Annotated in this window: 17 protein-coding genes; 13 read left to right on the plus strand and 4 right to left on the minus strand. The window is 64.8% G+C overall.

Annotated features, from left to right (window positions below; translation table 11 throughout):
• Positions 1-98 precede the first annotated feature (98 nt).
• Positions 99-647, plus strand: coding sequence for a hypothetical protein (locus HBH26_RS14980; protein ID WP_168135440.1), 549 nt, complete (start codon positions 99-101; stop codon positions 645-647).
• A gap of 83 nt (positions 648-730) precedes the next feature.
• Entirely contained in the window at positions 731-1,615 is an 885-nt protein-coding gene (locus HBH26_RS14985) for a 3'-5' exonuclease family protein (RefSeq protein ID WP_168135441.1), read from the plus strand.
• A 39-nt stretch (positions 1,616-1,654) separates the two neighbouring features.
• On the opposite strand, the gene mazF is transcribed toward HBH26_RS14985, so the two are convergent.
• Complete coding sequence (gene mazF, locus HBH26_RS14990; RefSeq protein WP_168135442.1) at positions 1,655-1,975, minus strand: endoribonuclease MazF; 321 nt, start codon at positions 1,973-1,975, stop codon at positions 1,655-1,657.
• The gene (locus HBH26_RS14995) at positions 1,972-2,214 is read right to left on the minus strand and encodes an AbrB/MazE/SpoVT family DNA-binding domain-containing protein (RefSeq protein ID WP_168135443.1); all 243 of its coding nucleotides are present in this window, start codon (positions 2,212-2,214) and stop codon (positions 1,972-1,974) included. Before HBH26_RS14995 ends, mazF begins: the two co-directional genes overlap by 4 nt.
• A 114-nt stretch (positions 2,215-2,328) precedes the next feature.
• On the opposite strand from HBH26_RS14995, the gene HBH26_RS15000 reads away from it, so the two are divergent.
• The 8 genes from HBH26_RS15000 (at position 2,329) to HBH26_RS15035 (ending at position 11,945) form a co-directional block, all read left to right on the plus strand.
• Positions 2,329-3,180: a protein NO VEIN domain-containing protein gene (locus HBH26_RS15000; protein ID WP_168135444.1), complete on the plus strand. Its 852-nt coding sequence runs from the start codon at positions 2,329-2,331 to the stop codon at positions 3,178-3,180.
• 96 nt (positions 3,181-3,276) lie between these two features.
• The gene (locus HBH26_RS15005; RefSeq protein ID WP_239024828.1) at positions 3,277-4,299 is read left to right on the plus strand and encodes a helix-turn-helix transcriptional regulator; all 1,023 of its coding nucleotides are present in this window, start codon (positions 3,277-3,279) and stop codon (positions 4,297-4,299) included.
• Complete coding sequence (locus tag HBH26_RS15010) at positions 4,296-5,045, plus strand: PGN_0703 family putative restriction endonuclease (RefSeq protein WP_168135446.1); 750 nt, start codon at positions 4,296-4,298, stop codon at positions 5,043-5,045. The genes HBH26_RS15005 and HBH26_RS15010 overlap by 4 nt, the downstream gene beginning before the upstream one ends.
• 11 nt (positions 5,046-5,056) lie before the next feature.
• Positions 5,057-6,559, plus strand: coding sequence for a DUF2779 domain-containing protein (locus tag HBH26_RS15015; protein WP_239024839.1), 1,503 nt, complete (start codon positions 5,057-5,059; stop codon positions 6,557-6,559).
• A 2-nt stretch (positions 6,560-6,561) separates the two neighbouring features.
• Positions 6,562-6,981 (plus strand): hypothetical protein, encoded by a 420-nt coding sequence (locus tag HBH26_RS15020; RefSeq protein ID WP_168135447.1) that lies wholly within the window; start codon positions 6,562-6,564, stop codon positions 6,979-6,981.
• On the plus strand, positions 6,974-7,897 hold the full coding sequence (locus tag HBH26_RS15025; RefSeq protein ID WP_168135448.1) for a TerB family tellurite resistance protein: 924 nt from the start codon (positions 6,974-6,976) through the stop codon (positions 7,895-7,897). Before HBH26_RS15020 ends, HBH26_RS15025 begins: the two co-directional genes overlap by 8 nt.
• A 65-nt stretch (positions 7,898-7,962) precedes the next feature.
• Positions 7,963-10,638: an McrB family protein gene (locus tag HBH26_RS20470; RefSeq protein ID WP_209308593.1), complete on the plus strand. Its 2,676-nt coding sequence runs from the start codon at positions 7,963-7,965 to the stop codon at positions 10,636-10,638.
• A complete protein-coding gene (locus HBH26_RS15035) occupies positions 10,635-11,945 on the plus strand; it encodes a 5-methylcytosine restriction system specificity protein McrC (protein ID WP_168135449.1) in 1,311 nt (436 codons plus the stop codon). The genes HBH26_RS20470 and HBH26_RS15035 overlap by 4 nt, the downstream gene beginning before the upstream one ends.
• A gap of 25 nt (positions 11,946-11,970) precedes the next feature.
• Here the strand turns inward: HBH26_RS15035 and HBH26_RS15040 are convergent, their stop codons facing one another.
• Positions 11,971-12,720 carry a hypothetical protein gene (locus HBH26_RS15040; RefSeq protein WP_168135450.1) on the minus strand — a complete coding sequence of 250 codons (750 nt, stop codon included), beginning with the start codon at positions 12,718-12,720 and terminating at the stop codon, positions 11,971-11,973.
• A 146-nt stretch (positions 12,721-12,866) separates the two neighbouring features.
• Positions 12,867-13,178: a hypothetical protein gene (locus HBH26_RS15045; protein ID WP_168135451.1), complete on the minus strand. Its 312-nt coding sequence runs from the start codon at positions 13,176-13,178 to the stop codon at positions 12,867-12,869.
• A 142-nt stretch (positions 13,179-13,320) separates the two neighbouring features.
• Here HBH26_RS15045 and HBH26_RS15050 point away from each other — a divergent pair, with 142 nt between their 5' ends.
• The 3 genes from HBH26_RS15050 to HBH26_RS15060 all read left to right on the plus strand — a co-directional run bounded on the left by HBH26_RS15050 (position 13,321) and on the right by HBH26_RS15060 (position 18,604).
• The gene (locus HBH26_RS15050; protein ID WP_338057412.1) at positions 13,321-16,140 is read left to right on the plus strand and encodes an SNF2-related protein; all 2,820 of its coding nucleotides are present in this window, start codon (positions 13,321-13,323) and stop codon (positions 16,138-16,140) included.
• Between the two features lie 3 nt (positions 16,141-16,143).
• Positions 16,144-16,980, plus strand: coding sequence for a hypothetical protein (locus HBH26_RS15055; protein ID WP_168135452.1), 837 nt, complete (start codon positions 16,144-16,146; stop codon positions 16,978-16,980).
• A 253-nt stretch (positions 16,981-17,233) separates the two neighbouring features.
• A complete protein-coding gene (locus tag HBH26_RS15060; protein ID WP_168135467.1) occupies positions 17,234-18,604 on the plus strand; it encodes a site-specific DNA-methyltransferase in 1,371 nt (456 codons plus the stop codon).
• Positions 18,605-18,619: the final 15 nt, after the last annotated feature.

The raw sequence follows: 18,619 nt of genomic DNA on the forward strand, positions 1-18,619 counted from the left end.
CGACGCGCGCCCTGTTTTCGAACCGAGATGAAGCGAGCACCCCGGGTTGGGGAAAAATGCTTCGGCCATGACGGTCGCCATCAAAGGAAATGAACACCATGCATCACAACGGCAACATCCCCCTGCGCCACCAGCAGTTCATGTTGGCGGTACGCCGCGAAATGGGCTGGCCGGCGTTCAAGCCAGCGAACGACGCCGTCGCCTTCTGCTCGGGTCGCGAGATGAGCTTCGAGGTCGGGGCGGAGATGGCGCGCATCACGCAGATGCTGCGCAAGGATGCGGTCTACACCGGCTGGGCGAACTCCAGCGCCGCCCTGCCGACCAGCTTCACGATCGTCTATCGCGAACTGCTGGCTGTCGACATCGTCGATCGCGTCGTGCCCTTCGCCGAGAACGACGACGCACCGATCGTGTTCGTAAGCACCCGCGCCGACGAGATCTTCGCGGTCGACCGCCGTGGCACATTGGTCAGGGTGCCGGGCAAGCCCAAGGCGATCGGCACCGGTCGCAAACTCGCGATGAAGCGCATCAAGGCCACCGCCGCCACGATGGGCGACACGTTGCTCGACGGCAACCGCTTCCTGGCTCCCGGTGCCGAGTGGATCGAGCCGGAAGCGTCGCTCGAAACCGTCGTCCGCTTCGGCTGAAGCATGGGCGGGCCTCACCCGGCGAGGTCCGCCTCCACGTTCGTCAAGATCATGATCGGGAATGATCCCGGTGGAGAAAAAGCATGAAGATCGAAAACCCGTTCGAACCGCGCCAACGCCGCAGCTACGTCATCGTCGACCTCGAAAGCGCCGTGCTGGATGAGGCCGGCCACCAGCGCTACCGCGAGATGGAGCGCTGGGTCCCGGGCCAGGACGAGGGTGAGAGCCGCCGCGGCTACACCCGCGCGGAATGTCCGCTGAAGACGCCGCGCTGGGTCTTTCAGACGATCGTGACTGCGTCCGCGATGGTGCTGACCGAGCACGAGGACGGCAACGTCGACGTGTCGCGCTTCGTCACGCTGAGCGCACCGGACCACGACGAGCGCGAGGTCATCGCCGGTGTCCTGAAGGTGCTGGCCGATGCCCCGTCCAACGCCGAGTTCGTGTCGTGGGCCGGCTCGTTCCACGACCTGCCGCTGATCGCCTGCGCGGCCATGAAGCACGGCCTGTCGCTGCCGGCGAATTGGGGGTGGATCGCGTTCGGCGGCGACGGACGCGTGCGGCACGTCGACTTTGCCCGCGTCCTGACCGGCGGGCTCAAGATGAAGCCGATCCACCAGGCGGAATACGCCGCCGCGCTCGACATTCCCGCCAAGATGACGGTGGCGCCGTTCATGGTCGCCAAGCTCATCAACGCCGGGCAGTTCGAGCTCGTGCAGGAGGTGTGCGAGGGCGACGTCATCACGCTGGCGCTGCTGCTCGCCCGCTGGCGCAAGCTGCTGGACGGCCGTGCCGACATCGCCGTTGTCGAGGATCGCATCCTCCGCAGCATCGAGCAGCTGCGCGAAGGGCGCGGGTACATACCGGCGCTACAGGCGCGACGCGCGGCCAGCTTCGCAAAGCGGGTCGGCAAGGCCAGCAACGACGCCGAGGTGTTCGCCCCGTGGCTGGCGGGGGAAGCGGCCTGATACCGGCCGGGGGAGGCGGGCTTCGGCCTGCCTCTCCGACTACAGCTCGAGCAGCGCGCGGACCTTCGCGCGCACTTCCGCCAGCGTGGCCGGCGACACCCGACCCTTCCTCTCGGCCCGCCGGGCGCGCCAGTCGAGGCTCTTCACCTGATCGGCCAACACGACGCTCGGCGGATCGTCACCGTCGACCACCTCGAACGGATAGCCCTTGATCCGCGAGGTCATCGGGCAACAGAGCATCATGCCACGCACCCCGTTGTAGCGCGCGGGGGACAGCACCAGCGCCGGGCGGTGCCCCGCCTGCGGATCGAAGTGTAGCCAGACGATGTCGCCAGTATCCGGGACGTAACCCGGCTTCACCACGCCTCCTGTCCGACCGGGCGTCCGAAATCGACCTCGTCGGGGAAGGTTTCCGGCGCCATCCCGGCGAGCAGCGAGTCGAGATCATAGGACGGGGCGATGACGGGCTCGATCACGATCCTTCCCTCGTCCTCGCGGACATCGACCTCCTGATCGATCCGCAAGGCCGCCGCCGCCATCACCGATGCGGGAATGCGCACCGAGGCGCTGTTGCCCCACCGCTTGACCTGGACACGCATCGGTGACCTCCCATGTATCTACATTTGTGATACATAGGAGGTCGCTGCTGGCTGTCAATCCGCCGAGCAATGGTCGCGAGTGACAGCGGCCCGGCGATCGCATAGCCTCTCACGATGGCATCCGGCGACTGGACCGATCAACAAAACGACGCAATCGTCGCCGACTATTTCGCGATGCTGGCCGATGATGAGGCCGGGCGCCTATACAGCAAGGCCGAACATAATCGGCGGCTGCAGGAGGCGATCGGGCGCCCGCGCGGATCCATCGAATACAAGCATCAGAACATCAGCGCGGTGCTCAAGGGTCTCGGCGAAGACTGGATCCCTGGCTACAAGCCGGCCTTCAACTTTCAAGGATCATTGGTCGATGCCGTCGCGCGGTGGTTGGCCGCTCATCCTGCCTGGCTTTCTCCGGACACCCGCCTGTCCCTAGCAGACACAGCGGGACTATCGCGCGTGCAGGAAGCACCGACGCTGTGGATCGGGCCGCCGCCGACGCTCAGCAACTTGCCCCCGCCGGACGAACTCGAGCAGATGCAGCATATCGCCCGGCGTTTCGACGTTGCTGAGCGCGATGCCCGCAACCGCGCGTTGGGCCGCGCGGGCGAGGAGCGGATCGTCCTTCACGAACGATCGTCACTGACCGCAGCCGGTCGCGACGACCTTGCCCAGCGCGTCCGCTGGGTGTCGGATCAAGACGGCGACGGCACCGGCTATGACATCGCCAGCTTCGACGCCGATGGTCGTCCGCGCCTCATCGAGGTGAAGACCACCAACGGCTGGGAGCGAACGCCCTTCCACATCAGCCGCAACGAACTCTTGATCGCCGAGGAACGGCGGCGCGACTGGTGCCTCGTCCGCCTGTGGAACTTCGCCCGCGAACCGCGCGCATTCGAATTGCGGCCACCGCTCGACGCCCACGTTTCGCTGATGCCGACGAGCTTTCAGGCGAGCTTCGACGCCTGATGCCAGGAAAGACGGCTTTGCACGGCGCTTGCCATCCAATGGCGCTTGCTCGATCCTGCGACAGATACGGACGCAGGGGGCGTGATGACCGAACGGATGGCGAAGCTCGACCGCCTGCTGGCGCTTGTCCAAGCGCTTTCTGACACGACCGAGGGCCTTACGCTCGACGAGATGGCCGGCCGCCTCGACGTCAACCGCCGCACGGCGGAGCGGATGCGCGATATCATCGCCCGCCACTTCGACCTAGACGAGGTTGCAGACGATCGACGTAAGCGCTTCCTGATCCGAGACAGCTTGCGGCGGGCTTACACAAGGCCGAACGCTGCCGAGGTTGCCGCCCTGCAGGCCGAGGTCGATGGCCGCACGTTGGCCGGGCAGAACGCCCGCGCAGAACAACTGGCCAGCCTGCTCGCCAAGGTGAAAGCGGCGCTCGACGACCGCGAGAGGCGGCGGCTCGATCCGGACCTTGACGCCCTTGCCCGGCTCCAGCGGACAATGGTGACCGCCGGGCCGATCGCTGCCGTCGCGCCGGAAACCGTCACGACCATCCAGAGCGCCATCCTCTCCGGCCGGTGCGTGGAATTCCACTACGCGACCGAAGAACGGCCGGAGGCGCGCTGGCGGCGCGTGATCCCCTACGGCTTGGTCCACGGGCCGTTGACCTATCTGCTTGGCAAGATGCCGGCCCGCGACGACCAGCCGGTCTATTTCCGGCTCGACCGCATGACCGCGGTGACGGTGAGCGATACGATCGGCTGCGCACCGGACGAGTGGGATATCGATGCCTGGCTGGCCGACAGCTTCGCGGTGTGGCGCGACGAGAAGCAGGATGTCGTGTTGTGTGTTCCGGCGTCCTCCGTCGCCCGCGCGCGACATTGGCGGTTTCACGCCCGGCAGCAGATCGAGGATCTCGCTGACGGTGGACTTCGCATCCGGTTCGGCACCGGCGGCATGCGCGAGCTAGCCGAGCATCTGTTCACCTGGGGCGGCGAACTGGTGATCGAAGGGCCGGACGTGCTCGTCGCGGTGATGCGGGAACGCATCGCGGCGGCGCAGACAATGCTGCCGAACGACGTGCGACCAATCCTGTCGCAGGACGCCGCCACAGGTACATCATGACGATTCGCCTCCCTACCTTCCTGCCCGGCGTGCCCGAGTATCTCGTTCGTGCCGCCTTGACGAAGGCAGGCGGCAACGAGATCGAGAGCGGCAAGCTCGACCGCCCGGAGAGCAGCGCGGCACTGGCCGTCAATGCGTTCGGCTGGTTCATCGAACGCCCGCGCGACTTGCCGCCGTTTCCCGGCCTTGCCGACCTCGACTGGCCCGCCGCGCGCGTCGATATCGAGCGGCAGATGCGGTTCCCGTGGCGTGGCGGGCGACACCCCTGGCTCGACGCGGCGGTCGAGACTGCGGGCCATGTCATCGGCGTCGAATCCAAGCGGTTCGAGCCCTTCCGCGACGCCAAGACCGTCAGATTGTCTGACGCCTATGATCGCGACGTCTGGGGCGAACGGATGACGCCGTTCACCGCGATGCGCGACCGACTTCGTGCCGGTGATGGCGGCTATCACCGTCTGGACGCCGCCCAGCTGGTCAAGCACGCCTTCGGCCTGGTCACGGAGGGCAGCCGGCTCGGCAAGTCGCCGGTGCTACTGTATCTCTACGCCGAACCCTCTCACCGCGGTGCCGCGCTCACGCCGGCCACTGCAATCGAACGCCATCGCGCCGAGATCGCCGACTTCGCTTTCGCCGTGGCGGGGGCAGAGGTTCGGTTCGCCGCCTGTTCCTGGCGCGAGTGGCTGGCCGGCTGGGCCGGCGATGCCCGCAATCATGCCGACGCGCTCATCGCGCGCTTTCAACCGTGAAGGAGGTGGCCATGATCGATCGTCCGCGCCGCTTCGGCCTGTCCAAGTCGAAGATCACCATGTTCGAGCAGTGCCCCAAGAGGCTGTGGCTGTCCGTGCATCGCCGCGAACTGGCCGAGCATGATGACGGCGCCGAGGCGCGCTTCGCCACCGGGCATGAGGTCGGCGCGATTGCTTGCACCCTGCTGCCGAATGGCGTGATGGTCGAGGCCGAGCCGGACCTCGCGGCGGCGCTCGTCACGACCCGGGCGCTGCTCGACAACGGTCTTGCCCAGCCGATCTTCGAGGCGACGCTTCAGCATGACGGCGTACTCGTGCGGATCGACGTGCTGGAGCCGGATGGCGCAGGCGGCTGGCACATGGCGGAGGTGAAGAGCTCGACCAAGGCCAAGGACTATCACGTCGGCGACCTCGCGACCCAGCTGTGGGTCGCGCGCAATGCCGGTGTGCCGATCAGCAGTGCGGCGATCCGCCATGTCGACAGCAGCTTCGTCCTCGAACGCGATGGCGATTACGACGGCCTGTTCGCCGACACCGATCTGATGGCGCAGGCCGAGCCGATCGTCGCGGGTCGCGGCGATGCTGTCGCTGCCGCGCGGGCGACGCTGGCCGGTGCCGAACCGGATACCGCGCCCGGCGCGCATTGCGATGCACCGTTTCCGTGTGAGTTCGCCGGCTATTGCCATGCGGCGCTGCCGGCCGGCCCGGAATGGCCCGTGTCCGTGCTGCCGCATGGCGGCGGCAAGCGCTGGATCGAGCAGGGCATAGTCGATCTGCTGGCCGTTGATCCCGCGGCGCTGTCCAACGCCGTCCACGCCCGGGTCCACCGTGCAACTGTGTCGGGCGAGGTTTATCACGATGTCGAGGGCGCCCGCGCAGCGATGGCCGGCTGGGCGTTCCCGCGCACCTGGCTCGACTTCGAGACCATTGGCTTCGCCGTTCCGCGCCGGATCGGCACGCGACCCTATCAGCAGGTGCCGTTCCAGTTCTCGGCCCATGTCGAGACCGCGGACGGCGGCATCATGCACCGCGAATTCCTCAGCCTCGATGGGAGTGATCCGCGTCGCGCGTGCGCCGAGGCGCTGGTCGAGATGGTCCCGCCGACCGGCGCGGTCATCGGCTACAACGCCAGCTTCGAAAAGGGGCGCATCCTCGAACTGGCCGCCGCGTTCCCGGACCTTGCCGACGCGCTGACCGCGATGGCGGCGCGCGTCGTCGACCTGCTGCCGGTCACCCGCGCCAACTGGTATCACCGCGACCAGCGTGGCAGCTGGTCGATCAAGGCCGTGCTGCCGACGATCGCCGCCGAGATGGACTATGCCTCGCTCGAAGTGAAGGACGGCGGCAGCGCACAGGAGGCTTACGCGGAGGCGATCGTGGCGGGCTGCACGCCGGAGCGCAGGCTGGCGCTGGATACCGCACTGCGCGCCTATTGCGGTCGCGATACCGAGGCGATGATCGTGCTGGCGCGACGACTGCAACTTCATGATGATGTGTGCGGAGGGGAGATATGACGATGGACGACGATGCCAATTCGCTGGTGCTGGAGTCGATGCCGCCGAAGCGCGCGCTTCGCGACCGCATCGACCGCCTATTGGTGTCGGCGGATGCAAAGGCGCTGCTGAACGATCTGCTCGAGATGGCGATAGAGGTCGGTGGTCGTGTCCTCGACGCCGGCCGACGAATCCTCGCCTTCGTCTTCGATCTGGTCGAACGCTTTCCGAACACCGCCTTCGGCGTGATCGTCGCATTGGTGGTTTCCACGCTGATCGCGTCGATCCCGCTGCTTGGCCTGGTGCTCGGCCCGCTTCTCTCGCCGCTATTGCTGGCGTTCGGCTTGGCTGCCGGCGCGATCGCAGATCTCAAGGATGCCCCGCTGCGAGCACGGGTGGGCGCGCTGGAACGCCATTTCGCATCCGCGACGCAACATGCGTGAGGGTGGCGCAACCGATCTGACGCTGAAGGAAGGGTTCGCCTCCGTCGACCGCGTGGTGGCGGACCCGGTACGCTTCAAGCTGCGTCTCGGGATCGGTGAGGAGGCCTACACCTCGCTCCGCCTGAAAAACAACGTCCTGAAGGTCTGGGACATCGGCAGTTGGGGCGGGACCGGCGCGGCGGTGGCGTCGTCGAAGGTAGTCGCCAGCACGTTCTTCGCGCCGACCGGCTTCATGGCACTGATCGGCCTTGGCACCGCGGCGACGCCGGTCGGATGGGTCGTGGCGGCGGCGGTAACGTCGGCGGGTGCCTATTACGGCGTGACGCGCCTATTCGGCCGCTATGCCGGATCACGGGTCGACACGATCCCCAAATTCATCAACACGCCCATCGACGTCCTCGGCGCTGCCCTGCTGGACCTGATGGGCGGGCTGGCGATCCGTGTCGCCGCCATCGATGGCGACATCCACGATCGCGAGATCGAAACCATCGTTGATCACTTCGTCGCCGATTGGGGCATGGATCGGGACTACGTCGAACAGGCGCTGTCGGTGTTCCAGGCAAACATCGCCAAGGCGACGATCAAGGAACTGGCGGGCGAGCTCGCGAAGTTTATGACCGCCAACCCTGACTGCAACGCGACCGCAATGTCGGCAACGCTGACCGCCTTCCTGCGAGATATCGCGATGGCCGATGGTCGCATCGACGAACGCGAAGACCTGGCGATCGACGCTATCGCCGGCGTCATGGCGCAATCGGAGCCGGGAATGATCGCGAGACTTGGGGACGGTGCGAGCCGTGCATGGTCGGCGACTACGGATGCGGTCGCAGCGGTCGCGCAGACCCTGCCAGACAAAATGAAAAATCTGAACCTGCTCAGCGGGAAGCAAGCCAATGCGGGGGGCAACGACGCGTGAGGGAAGCGGAATTCAAAGCGTGGCTTGAGGCCGAGGGGTATTCGAAGGGCACCGTCAGCACACAGTTGGCCGACGTCCGCCGCGTCGATCGCGCCTATGGCGATCTCGACAACCTGCCGCCCGGGCAGACCATCGCGGGCATCAGGCAGTCGCTGGTCTATTCCAAGGCCGATCAGCGAGCGGGGCGACCGAACCCCGCCAAATTTCCGATCGACGGCAGCCTTTACGACAGCCTTGCCAGCTATCGCGCGGCGTTAAACTTCTACCAGCGGTTTTTGGATGCCCAATCCATTGCTCGGGGCGGTTCCACGTTCGAGCTGACCGCGCAGGACATCCTCGACGCCATCGACCGGTGCGATGCCGCCGGGTCGGTTGAGGCCTTCATCGCCAGCCAGGAAGGACTGGGCGCGCCCGCGAAATTCTGGCTGCTGCACCGGGGCAGGCGCTATCCCAGCAAGGCGATCGTCCGCGATGCGCTCGCGCATACCGGCAGCGGGTCGCTGCCTGGCGGCGCACAATGCAAGGCCGCGCTCGATGCGCTGGGCTTCGTCGTGATCGACTGGCCGGCGTTCAAGTCGCTCCGCGACACCTTCCTGGCGCGCATGAAGGGTTGCGAGAATTTCCGTCGGCAGGATGGCGATTACTGGACGATCGAACGCCGCTACAAGGACCAGATCATCGACAAGGTCCGTGCGCTCGCCGCGTCGGATGCCGACGACCGCGCGGTCGGCGAGCAGATCTATCGCGCACTGAGCGTCGACACGCAGGGGCTGCCACTCAGCTGGCGCACGCTCGACGAGGTGCAGAAGGCTGACGCACCCCTACGCGACCGCTTCTTCGAGATCGTCGCACGGCTGGCGCGCAGCGAGGATGACCCGTTGGCCACGATCTCCGATGGTGCCCGTGCGCTGGAGCAACTGAAGATCGACGGTATCGCCGGGCTGCGTCGTGGCGAGGTGCTGGCGATCACCATCAGCGTCGTCGGCACGATGCACCCGGAAGCGGCGAGCTGGTTCAAGGTCAGCCGGGTCGAAGCGATGGGCAAGACCCTCTTCGGCCGCAAGCTGTTCGCCCATCCGCAGTTCGAGCTGACCGATCTCGACGAATATCTCCAGCTGCTGCGGGCGCTATTCGCTTTGTTCGGGGAGGAGTTGGGCTGGGATCCGCTCGATCTGTTTGACGTGCAGGGCTTCGTGTGGGTGGCGTTGGAAGACAAATGGGACGGCGCGGAGACGCCGCCGCCAGCCGCCCCAGTCGAGAAGGTCGCGCCGGAAGTGTTGCAGGACGGCCCCTATTGGTTCGTCGGCGCATCCTACGGCCGCCGCGACGATCAGGTCGAACGCTTCCTGGCCGAGGGCATTTGGGACATCGACAGTCCCAGCGATCGCAACCGCGAGCAGGTGCTGCGGATGCAGCCGGGCGAGCGGATCGCGATCAAGGCGACCTATGTCCGCAAGAACGGCCTGCCGTTCGACGGGCGTGGTCGGTCGGTGTCGGTCATGTCGATCAAGGCGATCGGCACGATCACCGCCAACGCCGGTGACGGCGAGCGCGTGTCCGTCGACTGGCAGGCAGGGTACACCCCGCGCGAGTGGTATCACTACACCTATCAGCCGACGATCTGGGAGGTGTATCCGACCAACGAGATGGCGCAGCGGCTGATCCGCTTCGCCTTCATGGACGAGCCGCAGGATTACGACTGGTTCCTGCGCAACATGTCGCATTGGGGCGGCTTGCCGGCCGAAGAAGCACCTGCGCCGGACCCCATGAAGCGTTCGCCGCTCAACCTGATTCTCTACGGGCCGCCGGGCACGGGCAAGACCTATCGCACGATGGCCGAGGCGGTGCGGTTGTGCCGCGGGCTGGCCGGGAACGACCCGTTGCTGACCGACGTGGGCCGTCGGCAGGAACTGCGCAGGGCGTATGAGGAACTGAGAGTTCAGGGTCAGATCGGCTTCGTCACCTTCCACCAGAATTACGCCTATGAGGACTTCGTCGAGGGTCTGCGCCCACAACCGCTGGCGGACGGCGTTGGCTTCACGCTCAAGGCTAAGCCCGGCATCCTCCGTCAGATGGCGGAGGCGGCCGAAGCGAGCGCCGAGGAGCATGTCCTCGTCATCGACGAAATCAATCGCGCCAACATCTCCAAGGTGTTCGGCGAGCTCATCACGCTGATCGAGCCGGACAAGCGTCTGGGCATGGATGAGGGGATGCGACTGACCTTGCCCTATAGCGAGGCGCGGTTCGGCGTCCCCGCGAACCTGCACATTATTGGCACGATGAACACTGCCGACCGCTCGATCGCGCTGCTCGACACCGCGCTGCGCCGCCGGTTCGAGTTTCGTGAGCTGATGCCGGACGCCAGCCTGCTCAAGCCGGTCGACGGCATCGACCTTGCCAGCCTACTCGCCACGATCAACGAGCGGATCGAATATCTGTTCGACCGCGAGCATCAGATCGGCCACGCCTATTTCATCCGCTGCGCGACCCGCGCCGACGTGGACGAGGTCATGCGCCACAAGGTCATCCCGCTGCTCGCCGAGTATTTTTACGAAGATTGGGCGAAGGTCGCCGCGGTGCTGGGTGACGGCGATGATGGTGAGGGTGATCGTAAGGGCAGGTTCATCGACCGCCGCCGGCTGAAAGCGCCGAAGGGTCTAGGCGGGGACGAGGACGCCGCCCCGCGCTATCGCTGGAGTGTCCGCGACAGCTTCTCCTACGACGGCTTCGCCGCCGCGTGATCCGCCGCACGATCCTCGAATGGGAAACCATCCGTTACGGCGAGGCGACCGACGAAATGCCGGTGATCGCCGCCGATCGGATCGCGGCCATCGCGGCAGCCTCGTCTCTTGCCGGCCGCGGTGGTGGCGGCGTCCTCGAGCATGGTCGCAAGGGGCTGCGCGCGCGGGGCGTGGTCGGCGTCATCGCGGCGCAGGGCTGTGCGCTCGAAATCCTGCCCAAGATCGACGTGGCCGGTGGAAGCGATGCCGAGACCACGGGCAACATCCGCCAGCGGCTCGTCCACATGCTGGCCGTCGCGCTCGACCTGAAGATCGACGCGGGCCAGGTCACCGCGCTCGATTGGCAGCGCGAGACGCTGCTCGAAATCCTGATCCGCCTGTTCTCGGAAAAGCTGGTCGATGCCGTCCGGCAGGGAATGCCACGCCGCTATGTCGAACATGCCGACGACCTGCCGGCGCTGCGCGGTCGGTTGAACGTGACGCGACAGTTCACCGCGCTGGCGGTCGAGCCGTCTCGGCTGGCGTGCCGGTTCGACGCGCTGACCTCGGACATTGCCCTGAACCGGATCATGAAGGCGGCGGTCACCCACCTGTCGCGGATTGCGCGCACGACAGACAACCAGCGGCGGTTGCGGGAGCTGGCGTTCACCTATGCCGATATCGCCGACCTGCCAATCTCGGCATTGCGGTGGGACGATGTCACGCTGGATCGCACCAACGCCCGCTGGCGCGAGCTACTTAATCTCGCGCGCCTGCTGCTCGGCGAGCGCTTCCAGACCACCTCGGCCGGCGGCAGCGACGGCTTCTCGCTGCTGTTCGAGATGAACACGCTGTTCGAGGAGTATGTCGCCCGGATGCTCAAACGCGCGCTGGCCGACAGCGACCTGCGTGTCGTCAGCCAGGGCGGCCGGCTCTACTGCCTCGAGACCGACGACCGGCGGGGTCTGTTCCAGACGCGACCGGACATCCTCATCAAGCGCGGCGACGCCGTCGTGCAGGTCATCGACACCAAGTGGAAACGCATCGCTGCGCGGATCGACGATCCCAAGCAGGGCGTGTCGCAGGCCGATGTCTATCAGATGATGGCCTATGGCCGATTATACGACTGCGATCAGCTCACGCTGCTGTATCCTCATCACCCCAGTCTCAGTCAGGAGGAGGGGCTCCAGGATACGTCTCGTGTCACCGGCTCCAACAGTTTCCTCAGCACCGTGACCATAGACATAGCAATCGACGTACGAATCCGTGATCGACTGTGGGCGATGACAAAGGCGGCGGGAATAGCAGTCCCGGCGATCACCGAGTGATCGCCGGGCAGTGTCGCTAAACCATCTACTTCTGACCGACTCCGTTGAGGTCTCGGCTACTCAAGCCAGATCCGCGGGAGGCCGGATGATGACCAAGCAAATCGGGGTGCTGGTCGGCGACCGGGTTGGAAACGCTGGTCATCGGCCTGCTCGCAGGTCTGTCCTTCTCCCGCTCCGGCCGTTTTGCGGTGTTCTCCGATACGGCGCTGGCGATCAGTCCAGCCAGCTGACGCATGGTGTCAGGATCGCCAAACGAGTTCTTGGTGTCCTGAAGCGCCAACAGGCGTCCCTCCATTGTCTCGGCCCTGCGTGCCTGGTTTGCGGCGTCCGAGCGTGCCGCCGCCAGTTCCGCGTTGAGCTGCTCGATCTGCCGGCCGGCCGCTTCCAGCGCAGCATCGCGTTCGTCGACCATCGTCAGCAGGTCATTCCGATCACCCCGCAGGCTGTCGATCTCATCCTGCAGGTCGCGCGTCCGAAACCCGGCCACGTAGGTCGCCTCGGCCGAGATTTCGGTGCCGACGGCGACCAGCACGGTTTCGAGCATCTCGCGATGCTTGTCCTGCACGACGAACGGCGGAAGGTGCGCTTGCACGCGCCGCCGCTGCTTCCATTCGTCGAAGAGGCGATAGAAGGTTGGGTTGGCCTTCTTGCGTCCCATGCGCGTCGCGATCATGTTGGCGTTGACCTTCTTGAGGTCTCCACCCTTCTCAAGCAGAACTTCGTCTGCGGATTTATCGAACTCTTCTTGTTCGACCCATTCGTCCTTCGTTGCCATCGAAGCCTCTTTCGGCTCGCCTGCAGGTTCGCACCTTTCGCATCTTCGCAGCCTTCTCAGGTTTCTCAGGCTGCGGCGTCCCCGCGGGCGCAATTACTATTGGCCGCGCCGGCTAGGCACGGCAGAGCTTGCGCGATCGGTGAATACTACGGGGCTGCCCAGCGGGAAGGCGGCGCTACCAAGGCTCGTTCGAAGGTGGATGTCCCTATGTCGCGTCGGCGGAAAAAGGCGGCACCTGGGTACAATGCCCGCAAAAGCGCTGCGATAAAGAACATCACGGTTGAGATGAGATGCCGGGCGGTGAGCGACCCGTGGCGCCTATCGACGATGAAGACGAGCGCATCGCTGATCGCTCGCAGAACCTTGCCGAGCATAAACAGCAGGTCGTTCGAGAGCGCGCGCCGAACATTCGCCGCAGTGGCGCTTGAGGTGTTCGGGACAGGCGGAACGGGGTTCATGTCGCTATTGTATGACGAGAGGGTCGTCGTGGCGAGGTGAAACAGAAAATGGCGCCGCTTTGAAAGCGTTGCTCGTTGAGGTTGCAGGCATTCTATGGTTATTTCGCAATCAGAGGGGAAGCATTTGGTCGCGTATCTTCCGGTGCAGGGGCGCTATCACGCGCACCGGCTTACCATCGCCGGCAATGGCGAGGACGCCTTCACGCAGTCGTTGACGTCGGCGCGGGTCGAGATGAATCCGCATCAGGTCGACGCGGCGCTGTTCGCGCTGAAGTCGCCGTTCGCCAAGGGCGTGTTGCTCGCCGACGAGGTCGGGCTAGGTAAGACGATCGAAGCGGGACTCGTGATGTCGCAGCGCTGGGCCGAGCGGCGCCGGCGCGTGCTGCTTGTTGTCCCCGCGTCGCTGCGCAAGCAGTGGCAGCAGGAGCTGTTCGAAAAGTTCTCGATCCGCGCCGTGATTCTCGATGCCAAGACCTATGGCGACCAGCGGCGCTCGGGCACCGCGCGGCCGTTCGAGGCCAAGGACGCCGTTGTCATCGTCAGCTACGAGTTCGCCGCCCGCAAGGCGGACGACGTCCGCGCCGTCGCCTGGGACCTGGTCGTATTCGACGAAGCCCACCGGCTTCGCAACGTCCACAAGAAGGGCGCGAAGCGGGCCAAGGTGCTGAAGGAGGCGGTCGACGGTCGCTTCAAGATCTTGCTGACCGCGACGCCGCTGCAGAACTCGCTGACGGAGCTTTACGGCATCGTGTCGATGATCGACGAGATGCACTTCGGCGGCGAGAACGCCTTCAAGGCGCAATATATGGGGGCCAACGCCACGCCGGCCTCGCAGGAAATTCTGCGGGAGCGGTTGAAGACCATATGCCATCGGACGCTGCGTCGTCAGGTGCAGGAGGCGGGCCACATCAACTTCCGTCAACGCCACGCCGTCACCTTCCAGTTCGAACCCCATGACGTAGAAACGGACCTGTACGAGCAGCTATCCGCATACCTGCAGGATCCGGACACCATCGCCTATGGCAGCCGCACCAATGCACTGGTGATCCTGCAGGCCCGTAAGAGCCTGGGCTCGTCGACTGCCGCCGTCGCCGGCTATCTAGACACGCTGCTCGAACGGCTGCGGCGCAAGGAGCGCGCCTCGGCCGAGATGACCGACGACTTCGAGGACAGCTTCGATGAGGAAAAGGAGTCGCTGGATGACGAGGACGGCGAAACCGAGGAGCCGATCGATCCGGTCAAGCTCGCCGCCGAGATCGCCCACGTCGAGGCGATGCGCGACATCGCGCGCGGCATCGGCGTCAACGGCAAGGGCGAGAAACTGATCGCCAACCTTCCCGCCGTATTGGACGAGATCGAGGGAAAGGGTGGACAGCGCAAGGCGGTGATCTTCACCGAATCGGTGCGAACCCAGCACTACATCAACCAGTTGCTCGCCGAGAACGGCTATGCCGGCCGAATGGTGTTGATGAACGGGTCGAACAACGACCCTGAAAGTCGTGCCATCTATGAAGCATGGAAGGCGAAGCACGCCGGCACCGACCGCATATCGGGGTCGAAGACCGCGGATATGAAGGCGGCCATCGTCGAGGCGTTCCGGGGCGACGACAAGACCATTCTCATCGCCACGGAAAGCGGCGCCGAGGGCATCAACCTCCAATTCTGCTCGTTGCTGATCAACTACGACCTACCGTGGAACCCGCAGCGCGTCGAGCAGCGGATCGGTCGCTGCCATCGTTACGGTCAGCTGGTCGACGTCACCGTCGTCAACATGCTAAACCTCAAGAACCGCGCCGAGGCGCGCATTCACGAGCTTCTCGAACAGAAGCTGCACCTGTTCGAAGGCGTGTTCGGCGCGTCCGACGAAGTGCTCGGTATCCTGACCGATGGCATCGATTTCGAGCGCGAGGTGCTACGGATCGTACAATCCTGTCGCAGCGCCGAAGAGGCCGACGCCGAGTTCGATATCCTGACCGCCCGCATCCAGGACAGCATCGATGCCGATATGGAGGCTGCCCGCGCCAAGGTGCTGGAAAGCATGGACAGCGATGTCGTCGCCAAGCTGCATCGACGAGAGCAAGCGCTGGCCGAAATCCTGCCTGAGTTCCAGCAGCGCCTGCTGATGGTGGCGCAGGCCGAGCTGCCGGAAGCGCGCTTCCCCACGCCGGACGCGATCTGGTTCGATTACGACGGACAGCGTTGGACGACGCGCTGGCCGATGGCGGACGAGCAGGGCTGGCAGTTCTTCCGCGTCGGCGAGGCGTTGGGGCATGAGATCGTGGAGCGAGCGAAGGCTCGCATCGAGGACGGCGTCGAGGCGGTGGTGTTCGATCCGGCGGCGTATCCCTATCCGGGTCAGCTCGGCGGCGTCGTTGACTTGGCCGGGCGGTCCGGCTGGCTGCGTGCGTTCAAGGCGGTCATGCCGGTGCCGGATGCCGAGCGCGAGGAGGTGCTGATCGTCGCTGAAACTGACCAGGGTGAGGTGATCGCTGCGGGCGTCACCGACAAAATGATGATGGCGCCTGCGCGGAGTCTGGGACCGGCGGACGTCGTGCCCCCCTCGGATCGGCTCGACGCTCTGCGCGAGGTCGAGTTCTCCGCATTTTCTGAGCGCGTGACGACAGAGAACTATGCCTGGCTGCTCGAGAAGGAAGAGCAGCTTGGCCGCTACGCGCGGGACCGCGAGATCGAGATCGAGGCGCAGGTCGCCGTACTAGACGCCGAGATCAAGGACCTCGAGCGAGCCAAGCGCGCGCCTGGCCTCGGCATGGAGGAGAAGCTCAATCGGATGCGCGACATCCGCAAGAAGGAGACAGCGCGAGACGCCCTGAAGATGTCGCAGTTCGAGACCAAGCAGCAGGTCAACGCCGACATCAACCGCGCCCTCGACGACCTTGCGGCGATGCTCGACCAGAAGCCGCGGATCGAGGAGCTGTTCACGCTGCGCTGGACGGTGGCCTGACCGATGCTCGACGGGTTCGGACAGGCACCGGTCTGCATCGAACTCGATCTCGACAGCTATGACGGGCCGTGGACCCACGTCGAACGGTTCCGCAACCGCCGTGGTTGGCTGATGGTGGCAAGCGCGGTCATGACCGCGCCGGACGGGCAACACGAGTTCGGCATGGTCGTCGGTTGCGACGAATGGGGTGAGGCCATCCCCGCATGGCAGGCGGGGCATCTGCTGGAATGCGCATGCTCGCTGCCGCAGCCTTGCGACGAGTACGCGCCGTCTGTGCTGGAGGCGATCGCGCAGCGCGAGGCGCGCGAGGTGAAACTGCGCTGGCTGCGCGAGAACAATCGGGAACTGCTCATGCTTGCGCAAGCGGTGGAAGCGGCGGTCGCCGCCGAGGAGCACCGGACCAGCGACCTGATCGACCGGACGCTGGCCAATGTCGATGACCTGCGTCGTCGGCGGCGCTCGCCGCTCCTGAAGGCGGACAATCGCGTCGCCATCGACGAGGCGATCGCCTCGCTCGAGATTGGTGTCGAGGCGGCGCTGCACAACCTGGAGGCTGAGCGCGGGCGTATCCGGGCACAAGCGGAGGACAAGGAGCGCCAGCTGCTGCAACACGCGGCTGTGAGCGTCGAGATTGAACCCGCCTATGTGGTGAGCTGGCACGACGGAGCGCCAGCCTGTATCGGCGCCCCCGACCAAACGGCCGACTTCGACTGGCGCCCGCCGCGTGTTGAGTTCACCTATGAGGCGGCACGACGGAACGCGTGGTGGCGTGACCGCGCCGAGGGGAAAATTGATCACAGCGCCGCTGCGCGCGGCATGGCAGGACGTGCAAGACGTTGAGCGAGCGCCCGCAGGACGTTAGCATATTCGCAAGACGCCGCGCCGTCGCACGGCGACCCGTCAAATGACCTTGCCGGCCCCGGCAAACCGATCCTGCCCAGCCGGAGAACGAGATACCGTGAAGAAGACCAAACTCGAACTGACCTGGCCCGGCAAGGAAGAGCGTCCGCGGCTGGAGCCGCGCATCCTGCTCGAGCACGCAAAGAGTGGCCATCACGCCGCGACGCGCCGCGAGGGCGATCTGTTCGACAACATGCTGATCAAGGGCGACAACCTGCTCGCGCTCAAGGCGCTGGAGCAGGATTACGCGGGCAAGGTGAAATGCATTTACATCGATCCACCGTTCAACACCGGCGCCGCGTTTGAACACTATGATGACGGTGTGGAGCACTCGTTGTGGCTATCGCTGATGCGACAGCGTTTAGAACTGCTGCGGAATCTGCTTACGCTCGATGGAGCGATCTTCGTTCATCTCGATGATAACGAGGCCGACTACTGCAGGGTTCTGATGGACGAGACTTTCGGCCGCGGTAACTTCATAAGTCGTCTCACGGTGGAGGCTCGTGCGCCATCAGCCTTCAGCACGGTTAATCCTGGGGTCTTCAAGGCGTCTGAATACATACTGTGGTATGCAAGAGAACGGGCTGAGTTCCGTGAGAACAGCGGTCGAGTGAAACGCGAACCTGACTACGCTTACAGCAAATGGCTGTCCAATCCCGAAGCTCCTCCGCGCGATTGGAGGTTTCAAAATCTGGCCGATGTTTACGCACTAGTGCCTTCGGGTCGGAGCAAGCATCCACGTAGCGTCCTCGAAAAGTTCAATAATTATATCATTGAAAACGCTTCGCGTGTTTGCAGACTCGCGAGTATTAGTGATTCAGGCGCTGGACAGGCAATCGTCGAGCTCAAACGTGAATCGCTAAGAACCCCTGGGGTCGTGCATCACATGCGCCGTGCGGACGGATTGGATGATGTTTATGTATTGGATGGACAGCAACTGATTTTTTACGGTAAGAACGTGGTCGAGATTGATGGAGAGAAAACTGCGTCTAGACTTCTTACCAACATCTGGACCGACATCGCTTGGGAAGGCATCGCAAACGAAGGCGGCGTCCGGTTTCCCAAGGGGAAGAAACCAGAACGCCTGATTAGGCGCTGCCTAGAATTAACGACGGGACCCGGTGATCTCGTTTTAGATTCGTTCGCCGGCTCCGGCACCACTGGCGCCGTCGCACACAAGATGGGTCGTCGCTGGATCATGGTTGAGATCGGCGACCATGCCGACACGCATATTGTCCCGCGCCTCACAAAGGTTATCGATGGCGAGGATCAGGGCGGCGTCACCAAGGCGGTCGGCTGGGATGGGGGCGGCGGATTCCGCTATTATACGCTCGCGCCCTCGCTGCTCGAACGCGACGCCTATGACAATTGGGTGATCGCACCGGAATATAACGGACCGATGCTGGCACAAGCGATGTGCAAGCATCTCGGCTTCACCTACGATCCCGCGCAGCTGTCAATCGGCGTCCAAAAAGGACCCCCTATCGGCGTGCAAAAGGGACCCCCTTCGTCAAGCAGCGTGACGGGTATGGGGGTCGCACCGTTCGCGCTGGTTGCGGCGTAGGGCGGGCGTAGCCCG

The sequence above is a fragment of the Sphingomonas corticis genome, assembly GCF_012035195.1.
In the GTDB taxonomy this organism is placed as follows: domain Bacteria; phylum Pseudomonadota; class Alphaproteobacteria; order Sphingomonadales; family Sphingomonadaceae; genus Sphingomonas; species Sphingomonas corticis.